Here is a 10,018-nt window from a genome sequence, read left to right on the forward strand (position 1 = left end):
CCCGCGGCGCCCGTGTTCCCGCGGCGTCCGCCGGGGCCCGGCGCGGTGTCCTCCGGCCGGGGCCGCCGCTGCGCGGCCCGCCCGTGGGACGGGAGCCTCCGCCCGTTCCGCGGCGCGGAGGGCTCAGGGCTCCTCCGCCGGGTGGATGGGGTAGTCCTCGTCCGGCTCCTCGCCCGGCTCGGCGTCCGGCTCGGCGTCGGCCTCGGACACCGGCGGCTCGCCGGCCGTGCCGGGGGCCGCGGGCCACGGCTCCCCGCCCTCCCGCTCGGTGAAGCGGAGGATGCCGTACATGGCGTCCGGGCCCCCGTCCTCCGGGCCGGGACCGACACAGTGCGCGAGCTGCTTGCGGACCGTGTCGGCGTCGATTCCGGCGCCGATCAGCACCAGCCGGGTGTCCCGCGGCCCGCCGGCCGGCCAGGGCTCCGCGGTGAAGCGCAGAAAGCGTCCCACCGCGTGCAGGGTGTACTTCTCCGGAGCCGGTCCGAGACGGACGTGCCCCTTGATCCGGTAGAGCCCCTCCGGACGGCTGTCCAGGAAGGCCATCAGGCGGCGCGGGCTCAGCGGCTCCCCGGCCGTGAACTCCACGCTCTGGTAGCCGGTGTGCGGATGGGCGGATGCATGGTCCCGCTCGGCCTGCTCGTACAGCACGTCCTCGAAGGAGAGCTGCTGTGCCCCCTCCGGCCGCTCCGGCCGCAGGGACTCCCGGTCGAAGAACAGTCCCGGGTCGATGCGGCCCCAGGCGGCGCCGACCACCGGAGTGCCGCCGCCCAGGGCGTGCACCAGGCCGGTCAGCCTGGACAGCGGCTCCGCGGCCAGCCGGTCGGTCTTGTTGAGCACCACCAGATCGGCCACCGCCAGATGGCGGTCCAGTTCGGGGTGGCGTTCCCGGACGGCGGTGAATTCGGCGCCGTCCACCACCTCCACCAGGCCGCCGTAGCGGATCCGGGGCTGCCTGCTGGAGAGGATCATCCGCACCAGGGTGCGGGGCTCCGCCAGGCCGCTGGCCTCGATCACGATCAGGTCGATCCCGGCCGCGGGATCGGCCAGCCGCTCCAGCACCCCGTCCAGGTCCTCGGTGTCCACGGCGCAGCACAGGCAGCCGTTGCCCAGCGAGACCATGGCGTCGACCTGGCCGGCCAGGGCCATGGCGTCCACCTCGATGGAGCCGAAGTCGTTGACCACCGCGCCGATGCGCAGCCCGTCACGGTTGTGCAGCAGGTGGTTGAGCAGGGTGGTCTTCCCGGATCCGAGGAAGCCCGCGAGCACGATCACCGGAATCCGCTTCCCGGCCACGGATGTCCCCCTCCTTGGGCAGGTCAGCGGCAGGACCGTCCCAGCATAGGCGCCGCCCGGGCCGGCTGCCCCCGGCGGCGCGGAAGGCGGGCCGGGAGGAGCCGGGTTAGGCTCGCCCTGCACGCACTGTCCCGAACGTCCCCATGGGACCACCGGCCCCAGGACCACCTGTGACCACCTGCGCCACCGCCTCCCGGACCGCGGGAGAGCCCCTCGCCGGAACCGCGGCCACCGCCCGCACCTGGCTGCTGATCGAGCAGCCGGGGCCCTGGGGGGCCAGGGCCCTCACCGGGAGCCGTCTGGACCCGGCGCTCGGCCGGGAGCTGGAGCAGGCGGCCGAGGGCACCGGGATGCGCATCGCGCTGATCCGCCGGCCCGGACCGCACCCCGATCCCGGCGGCCCGCTCCGCCGCCGGGTGTTCGCCGTGCACACCGCGCCCGGCCACGGCTGGGCACGCACCGCCGTGCTGGACGACCCGGCCCGGCTGCGCGGCCTCGACCCGGCCCGGCTGGGCGCCGGGCACCACGACGGGCTGTGGCAGGAGCACCACGGCCCCCCGCTGGTGCTGGTCTGCACCAACGGCCGGCGGGACCGCTGCTGCGCGCTGCTCGGCCGCCCGCTGGCCGCCGAGCTCTCCGGGACGGCAGGGGCGGACGTCTGGGAGGTGACCCACCTCGGCGGGCACCGCTTCGCCCCCACCCTGCTGGTGCTGCCGCACGGCTACACCTACGGCAGGATGTCCGCCCCGGCGGTGAAGAACCTGCTGGCCGAGGCGCGGGACGGCCGGATGGTCACCGAGGGCTGCCGGGGCCGGTCCACCTGGGACCGGTTCGGCCAGGCCGCCGACCTGGCGCTGCGCGAGCTGCTCGGCGAGGCCGTCGCCGACGCCGTGGACGTCACCGGCGGCCGGCCGGTCCCGGAGGGCCGGCTGGTCACGCTGCGGCACACCGGCGGCCACGCGTGGCGGGTGCTGGTCACCGAGGAGACCACCGGCCCCGCAGTGCCGGCGAGCTGCGGGGCGGCCCCGCTGCCCCAGACCCGCCTGCGCGCGGCCGAGATCACCCCGCTGGCCCGCTGAACCGGGCGCCGCGGGGCACCCGGAGGCCCGGAGGCCGTCGAGCGGGGCGCCGCATCCCTTCCGCTCACCGGGCCGGGGGCGCGTCCCCGGGCTCAGACGTCGATCCGGGCCCGGTCGAGGGTCGCCGCCGAGCTGGCGATGAACTCCCGGCGCGGCGCCACCTCGTTCCCCATCAGCAGGGAGAAGACCTGTTCGGCGGCCTCCAGGTCACCGATGGTGATCCGGCGCAGGGTGCGGTGGCGGGGGTCCATGGTGGTCTCGGCGAGCTGGTCGGCGTCCATCTCGCCGAGGCCCTTGTAGCGCTGGATGGCGTCCTTGTAGCGGATGCCGCGCTGCTCCAGATCCAGCAGCCGCTCCCGCAGCTCGCTGTCCGAGTAGGTGTAGATGTACTTCTCCTGGCCCTTGCGCGGGTTCGACAGCTCGATCCGGTGCAGCGGCGGCACCGCCGAGAAGACCCGACCCTGCTCGACCATCGGGCGCATGTAGCGCTGGAAGAGGGTGAGCAGCAGGCAGCGGATGTGCGCGCCGTCCACATCGGCGTCGGCGAGGAAGATGACCTTGCCGTACCGGGCCTGGTCGATGTCGAAGGTCCGGCCGGAGCCGGCTCCTATCACCTGGATGATCGAGCCGCACTCGGCGTTCTTGAGCATGTCCGACACCGAGGACTTCTGGACGTTGAGGATCTTGCCGCGGATCGGCAGCAGCGCCTGGAACTCGGAGTTGCGGGCCAGCTTGGCGGTGCCCAGGGCGCTGTCGCCCTCCACGATGAACAGCTCCGTGCGGTCCACCTCGTCGCTGCGGCAGTCGGCCAGCTTGGCGGGCAGCGCGGAGGACTCCAGGGCCGTCTTGCGGCGCTGCGCCTCCTTGTGCTGGCGGGCCGCGATCCGGGTGCGGGCCGCGGCGACCGTCTTCTCCAGCACGGCACGGGCCTGGGCCTTGGCGTCACGCTTGGTGGAGGTCAGGAATTCCTTGAGCTCCTTGGCGACCACCTGGCCGACGATCCGGGCGGCCGCGGAGGTGCCCAGCACCTCCTTGGTCTGGCCCTCGAACTGCGGCTCGGCCAGCCGGACGGTGACCACGGCGGTCAGGCCCTCCAGGGCGTCGTCCTTGACGATGTCGTCCTCGGCGACGCGCAGCAGCTTGGCGGAGCGCAGCACCTCGTTGACCGTGCGGGTCAGGGCGCGCTCGAAGCCGGAGACGTGGGTGCCGCCCTTGGGGGTGGCGATGATGTTGACGAAGGACCGGACCGTGGTGTCGTAGCCGGTGCCCCAGCGCATCGCGACGTCCACCTGGAGGTCGCGCTTGACCTCGGTGGGGGTCATGTGGCCGCGGGAGTCCAGCACCGGCACGGTCTCCTTGAACGTGCCCTCGCCCTGGAGCCGCAGCACGTCGCAGATGGGCCTGTCGGGCGCGAGGAACTCGCAGAACTCGCTGATGCCGCCGTCGTAGCGGAAGATCTCCTCGCTGGGGGCGGACTCGGTGCCGGCGGCCGCCTCGCGCAGGCCGCCCTCGATGCCGCGCTCGTCGCGCACCACGATGGTCAGGCCGGGCACCAGGAAGGCCGTCTGCCGGGCCCGGGCGTGCAGGTCGGCGAGGGAGAGCCGGGCGTCCTTGAGGAAGATCTTGCGGTCGGGCCAGAACCGCACCCGGGTGCCGGTGCGGGACTTGGGCACCTTCTTGATCCGCCGCAGGCCGGAGGAGGCGTCGAACGGGGCCTCCGGGCCGGTGCCGGCGAAGGAGCCGGGGGTGCCGCGGAGGAAGCTGACGGCGTGGGTGGCGCCGTCCCGGTCGACCTCGACGTCGAGCCGGGCGGAGAGGGCGTTCACCACGGAGGCGCCGACGCCGTGCAGGCCGCCGGAGGCCGCGTAGGAGCCGCCGCCGAACTTGCCGCCCGCGTGCAGCTTGGTCATCACCACCTCGACGCCGGACAGGCCCGTCTTGGGCTCCACGTCGACCGGGATGCCGCGGCCGTTGTCGCGGACGTCCACCGAGCCGTCGGCGTGCAGGATGACGTCGATGTGGTCGCAGTGGCCGCCCAGGGCCTCGTCCACGGAGTTGTCGATGATCTCCCAGAGGCAGTGCATCAGGCCGCGGCTGTCGGTGGAGCCGATGTACATGCCGGGTCGCTTGCGCACCGCCTCCAGCCCTTCGAGCACCAGAAGGTGCCGGGCTGTGTAGTTGCTCCCGGTATCGGTGCCGGTGAGCAGGGCGGTGGACGGCACGGACGTGTCGGCGGTCACGCAGTTCGCTCCTCGCTGAATTCCGAGCGTGGGTGGCGCATCGGTGGTGGGTTGCCGCTCAGAGGGTACCGAGGCCCTGTAGAGCGGTGTTGCAGGCATCCGGGAAGTGACCAGACTACCGGAGAGTCGTTCATGCGTTCGATAACGTGTTCAGATGGCACACACATCACGTTCCCTTTGAGGCATGAACCATTTAGGCTCCGGGCACGTCCTTCTCGACAGGGAAGGACCCGGCACACCTCCGGTAACCGGACGGTGACGGGCGCCAGACGGACACTCTCGTTCAGGGAGCACAGCCAAGGCCATCCGGACACCGCTCCACACCGATCGGTCACCACCGGTCGGTCACCGCAATCGAGCACAGCGATTCAGACCGACGCACCATCGAGCACCAAGACGCAAGACGGCTCATTCGCCGCCGGCCGGCCGCAGCCGACCCGCCCGGGAGGGGTCCTCCGGAAGCGAGCAGAGGAAAAAAGTCCCTGCACGGGAACGTTTCCGGGCTGGTTGGATGTTGTCCCAGGTACGACAGCTCGTCGAGCTAGAGAAGAGGCGACGTGACTACTGTTCTGACCCCCGCGACTCCGCTGACGGCCGCTGACCGCTGCGACCGCTGCGGCGCTCAGGCCTACCTGCGCGTCGTGCTCCTCAGCGGCGGTGAGCTCCTGTTCTGCGCCCACCACGGGCGCAAGTTCGCGCCGGAGCTCAAGAAGATCGCTGCCGAGATAGTGGACGAGACGGAGAAGCTGAACGCCACCCCGGCCTCCGCCACGGACGAGGAACGCTGATTCGGGTCATGTGGCGCTACGCGCTGAGCGAACACGCCCGCGGCAGGCCGTGTGCCGCCGGGCGCCTCAGGCCACCGGGCGGTCACTCCTTCACCGAGTGACCGCCCGTTGCCTTTGCCGCTGCTGCCGCGGGTGCGTTCACCCGCCCGGCGCGGCCGGGCCGGAGGTATCCGGGTGCGCGGTATCCGGGTCCGCGGCGTCTGGGTGCGCGGCATCCGGACCGGCGGCGTCCGGACCGGCGGCGGTGGCCGCGACCGGCCAGTCCAGCAGCTCCGCGGCGAGCGACGCCCGGGTGTACACCCCGGGCCGGCCCGGCAGGCCGCAGCCGGTCCCCCACGACACCAGCCCCACCAGCCGTCCCCTGGCCACCAGCGGGCCGCCGCTGTCGCCCTGGCAGGAGTCGGCACCGCCGCCGCGCCGCCCGGCACATACCATGGCACCGGGCGAGAACCGCCCGTGCCCGGTCTCGGCACTGTCCGCATAGGCCCGGGCACAGCGCTCGTCGTCCAGCAGGAACACCTCGGCGGCGCGCAGCCCGTCCGGATAGCTGCCGTCACCCCGGACATCGCCCCAGCCCAGGACCTGGGCCGTGGTGCCCGCCGCATAGGCGGGGTCGTCCCGGCCGGCCAGCGGGAGCACATGGTGCCCGGGCAGCGGCTCGGCCAGCACCAGCAGCCCCAGGTCCCCGAAGTGGGTGCGCGGGTCGTAGTCCGGATTGGTCCAGAACGCCTCCACGGCCACCTCACGGCCGCCGCCGGTGTCCGTCAGGTCGGCCCGGCCGACGATCACCCGCAGGTCCCGGGCCGGGCGCGGAATCAGGCAGTGCGCCGCGGTCAGCACGGTGCGGGTGCCGATCACCACACCGCCGCAGAAGTGCCCGCCGCGCTCCTCTCCGTAGCGCTCGGGGCTGCTCAGGGCCACGGCCCAGGGATACTCCTCGGACGTGACCGGCCGGCCGCCGACGACCAGGTCCTCCGCGGCGGCGGAGCCGACGGGGCCGACGGGGCCAGGCAGACCGGCCAGCGGCAGGGCCAGGGCCAGCGCTCCGAACAGCAGCCGGGACAGTCCGCGCATGCACACCTCCGGGCGCTGCGGCTGGTGGCAGGTTGTCCACCAGGGTGGTGCCGGGCCCCTGGGGACGCATCCGGAGCACCGCCACCCGGGCGCCGCCGCCCGCACGCGGTGAGGCGCCCCGGGGCACGGACGGTCGTGCCCCGGGGCGCCTCACCGCGGCCCGTGCCCGCCGCCGGGCCGGTCCGCCGCTGTCTGTCCGCGTCAGTCCAGGTAGTCCCGCAGGACCTGGGAGCGGGACGGGTGGCGCAGCTTGGACATGGTCTTGGACTCGATCTGCCGGATGCGCTCCCGGGTCACGCCGTAGACCTTGCCGATCTCGTCCAGCGTCTTGGGCTGGCCGTCGGTGAGACCGAAGCGCATGGAGACCACGCCGGCCTCCCGCTCGCTGAGCGTGTCCAGCACCGAGTGGAGCTGTTCCTGCAGCAGAGTGAAGCTGACCGCGTCGGCCGGCACCACGGCCTCGGAGTCCTCGATCAGGTCGCCGAACTCGCTGTCGCCGTCCTCGCCGAGCGGGGTGTGCAGGGAGATCGGCTCACGGCCGTACTTCTGCACCTCGACGACCTTCTCCGGGGTCATGTCGAGTTCCTTGGCCAGCTCCTCCGGGGTGGGCTCGCGGCCCAGGTCCTGGAGCATCTGCCGCTGCACCCGGGCCAGCTTGTTGATCACCTCGACCATGTGCACCGGGATGCGGATGGTGCGGGCCTGGTCGGCCATGGCCCGGGTGATCGCCTGCCGGATCCACCAGGTGGCGTAGGTGGAGAACTTGTAGCCCTTGGTGTAGTCGAACTTCTCGACGGCGCGGATCAGGCCGAGGTTGCCCTCCTGGATGAGGTCCAGGAAGAGCATGCCGCGGCCGGTGTAGCGCTTGGCCAGCGAGACCACCAGCCGGAGGTTGGCCTCCAGCAGGTGGTTCTTGGCGCGGCGGCCGTCCTCGGCGATGATCTCCAGCTCGCGGCGGAGCTTGGGGGCCAGCTTCTCGGAGTTGGCCAGCTTGTCCTCGGCGAACAGGCCGGCCTCGATGCGCTTGGCGAGCTCGACCTCCTGCTCGGCGTTGAGCAGCGGGACCTTGCCGATCTGCTTGAGGTAGTCCTTGACCGGGTCGGCGGTGGCGCCGGCCGCGGCGACCTGCTGTGCGGGGGCGTCGTCCTCGTCGTCGTCGGAGAGGATGAACGCCTCGGCCTCGGTCTTGGCCGCCTCGGCGGCCGAGGGCTCGCCGGCCTTGCCGGCGGCGCCCGGCTCCAGCGGCTCCTCCAGCAGCTCCTCCTCGCCCTGGAGGAATTCGTCGGCGACGTCCTTCTTGGCCGCGTCGTCGGCGGCGGTCTTCTTGGCGGCGGTGGCTCCGGCCTTCTTGGCCGCCGTCTTCTTGGCGGGGCCGGTCGCGGATTTCTTGGCGGCGGTGGTCGTCTTCCTGGCCGCGGCCTTCTTCGCCGGACCGGATGCGGACTTCTTCGCCGCCGCCTTCTTCGCGGACTTCGGAGCGCTCTCCGCGGCCTCGGCCTCCGGCACGGTGTCGTCCGCCGCCGCCGCGGCCGTGCTGCGGGCGGGAGCCGCGGCCTTGGCCGCCACCGTCCTGGTGGCCGTGCGCTTGGCGGTGGTCTTGGCGGCCACACTCCTGCGGGGGCGCTTAGGCGTCTCGGCGGCACTCACCATCAGCGTCACGCCTTCCTCGTCGAGGATCTGGTTGAGGCTGCGCAGTACGGACTTCCACTGAGTCGGAGGAATCTGGTCAGCCTCGAACGCGCGGCGGATGTCATCACCGGCGATCTGCCCTTCAGCCTTCCCCCGCTCGATGAGCGCCATCACCGAATCGGATTCAGCGATTTCTGCGGGGATCGTACGGGGAGTGCTGGCCGACACGAACAACCTCTCGGAACTCTGGGGACGGGAACGGGACCGCCCGCTGGAAGCGGAACCACGACCGGCGACGAGGCTCGGCACCGGTATCGGCGAATCATGTCCGGGCCCGGTGTCCGCGGGACACCCGGGGCGCGGTCACGACTGCTGCCTCTTCTGTCATCGCGCTGCTTCCCGAAGTGTTACGCCGCATGAGCGTGTCCCGAGTCACACCGCACATTCGAGGGTAACGGGCTCCGCACATACGTCGCCGGAGCCGGTCCGGGGACGGGCTCCGGCGACGCCTTGCCTGCTCACCCCTCAATGTTCACGGGGCGCGGGAACCACATGGTCCGGTCCGGCGGCACCGGAGCCGTCGGGGTGCAGCGAGAGGAGCTGCCGCATGGTGGCCTCGGCTGCGGCGGGCTCGCCCGTCCCGATGGCCTCGACCACCCGACGGTGGCAGTCGATCCCGGCCTCGGCGGGGTGGTCGCAGCCCGAGGGGGCGCCGCCGGACACCTGGAGCGCCGCGGCGACGATGCCGGAGAGGTGCTCCAGCATGCGGTTCCCGGCCGCCTGGAGCAGCAGGGCGTGGAACTCGGCGTCGGCCCGGCCGAAGGTCAGCCCGTCGCCCTGGGCGAAGGCGCGGGTCATGATCTCCACCATCTCGGCCAGGCGCTGCCGCACCTCCTCGCCGCAGTGGGCGGCGGCCAGCCGCGCCGCGAGCGGCTCGATGGTCCAGCGCAGCTCGCACAGCTCCCGGCGCTGGTCCTCGCGCTGCGGGCCGAAGGCACGCCATTCGATGATGTCGGGGTCGAGGAGGTTCCAGTCGCCGACCGGGCGGACCCGGGTGCCGACGTTGGGACGGGCGCTGACCAGCCCCTTGGCCTCCAGCACCCGGAGGGACTCCCGCACCACGGTGCGGGACACCTCGAAGCGCTGGCCGATCTCCTCGGGGACCAGCGGGCGGTCGGCGCCCAGATCACCGGACACGATCATCTGCCCGAGCTGCTGGACGAGCTGTCCGTGCAGGCCGCGGCCACGGCTTCCGGCGGCGCGGCGCCCGGCCCGGCCGAGGTCGGGATCGGCGCCTTCCCACGCCGGGGCGCTGGTTGTGCGTGCCGCGCCGGTGGATTCGGCGTAGGCATAGCGGTCGAGCTCACCCGGCCCGGAAGCGGCGGGGCGAGCGGCGGTCATCATGGTGTGCGCGAGGGTAGTCACGCATCCTTTGTCGGCGGCCCGCGGGAAGCCCTTGAGGTCTTTGCTGAAAAGCACACGAAAGGGTGATCGGCGGTCCTCGCATAATTGACGACTAAAAGGAACAAAAGGGACGCGCCGTGGCGGTCGGCGGGTTGTGCGATGAACCGGCCCGTGACCCGTCGCCGCTGGTGGAACCCGATCAGCGGGGACTTCCACGGAGTGCCACGGCCAGGTACCCGGCAAACAGCACGCACAGCGACACCGCCAGCGCCCAGCCCACCGGCTGTACGGCCGCCGCGGCGTCCAGTCCGGGGTCCAGTCCGGGGTCCAGTCCGGGCATCGCCCCGGGGTCCACGGAGCCCCCGGGAGGGAGTCTGCGCACCGTTTCGCCGACCGGCCCGGCCGGCAGCCGGGCGGCGGCGGGCGAGAGCAGCAGCGGCACGGCGGCGACCGCGGCCAGGCCGGCCAGGGCGGAGCGGAACAGCCCGGCGGCCAGCAGCCCGGCCCAGGC

7 protein-coding genes and 1 pseudogene are annotated in these 10,018 nt (G+C 72.8%); 2 read left to right on the plus strand and 6 right to left on the minus strand.

The features are described from left to right. Positions 1 to 123: 123 nt before the first annotated feature. Positions 124 to 1,293: a GTP-binding protein gene (locus tag GQS09_RS23915; protein WP_165989601.1), complete on the minus strand. Its 1,170-nt coding sequence runs from the start codon at positions 1,291 to 1,293 to the stop codon at positions 124 to 126. A gap of 170 nt (positions 1,294 to 1,463) precedes the next feature. Here GQS09_RS23915 and GQS09_RS23920 point away from each other — a divergent pair, with 170 nt between their 5' ends. Continuing rightward, positions 1,464 to 2,372 (plus strand): sucrase ferredoxin, encoded by a 909-nt coding sequence (locus tag GQS09_RS23920; protein WP_165989603.1) that lies wholly within the window; start codon positions 1,464 to 1,466, stop codon positions 2,370 to 2,372. Between the two features lie 92 nt (positions 2,373 to 2,464). On the opposite strand, the gene GQS09_RS23925 is transcribed toward GQS09_RS23920, so the two are convergent. Further along, the gene (locus GQS09_RS23925) at positions 2,465 to 4,612 is read right to left on the minus strand and encodes a type IIA DNA topoisomerase subunit B (protein WP_165989605.1); all 2,148 of its coding nucleotides are present in this window, start codon (positions 4,610 to 4,612) and stop codon (positions 2,465 to 2,467) included. Positions 4,613 to 5,169: 557 nt separating this feature from the next. Between GQS09_RS23925 and GQS09_RS23930 the strand changes: the two genes are divergently transcribed. After that, entirely contained in the window at positions 5,170 to 5,400 is a 231-nt protein-coding gene (locus tag GQS09_RS23930; RefSeq protein ID WP_165989607.1) for a hypothetical protein, read from the plus strand. A gap of 138 nt (positions 5,401 to 5,538) precedes the next feature. On the opposite strand, the gene GQS09_RS23935 is transcribed toward GQS09_RS23930, so the two are convergent. The 4 genes and pseudogenes from GQS09_RS23935 to GQS09_RS23950 form a co-directional block, all read right to left on the minus strand. Further along, positions 5,539 to 6,474, minus strand: coding sequence for a serine protease (locus tag GQS09_RS23935; protein ID WP_165989609.1), 936 nt, complete (start codon positions 6,472 to 6,474; stop codon positions 5,539 to 5,541). 201 nt (positions 6,475 to 6,675) lie between these two features. Beyond that, complete coding sequence (locus GQS09_RS23940) at positions 6,676 to 8,331, minus strand: RNA polymerase sigma factor (RefSeq protein ID WP_165989611.1); 1,656 nt, start codon at positions 8,329 to 8,331, stop codon at positions 6,676 to 6,678. 297 nt (positions 8,332 to 8,628) lie between these two features. Continuing rightward, positions 8,629 to 9,582 carry a FadR/GntR family transcriptional regulator gene (locus GQS09_RS23945; protein WP_165989613.1) on the minus strand — a complete coding sequence of 318 codons (954 nt, stop codon included), beginning with the start codon at positions 9,580 to 9,582 and terminating at the stop codon, positions 8,629 to 8,631. Positions 9,583 to 9,706: 124 nt separating this feature from the next. After that, a pseudogene (locus GQS09_RS23950) lies at positions 9,707 to 10,018 on the minus strand (hypothetical protein); the annotation flags it as partial.

The sequence above is a fragment of the Streptomyces sp. YIM 98790 genome (assembly GCF_011421595.1).
Lineage (GTDB): Bacteria > Actinomycetota > Actinomycetes > Streptomycetales > Streptomycetaceae > Streptomyces.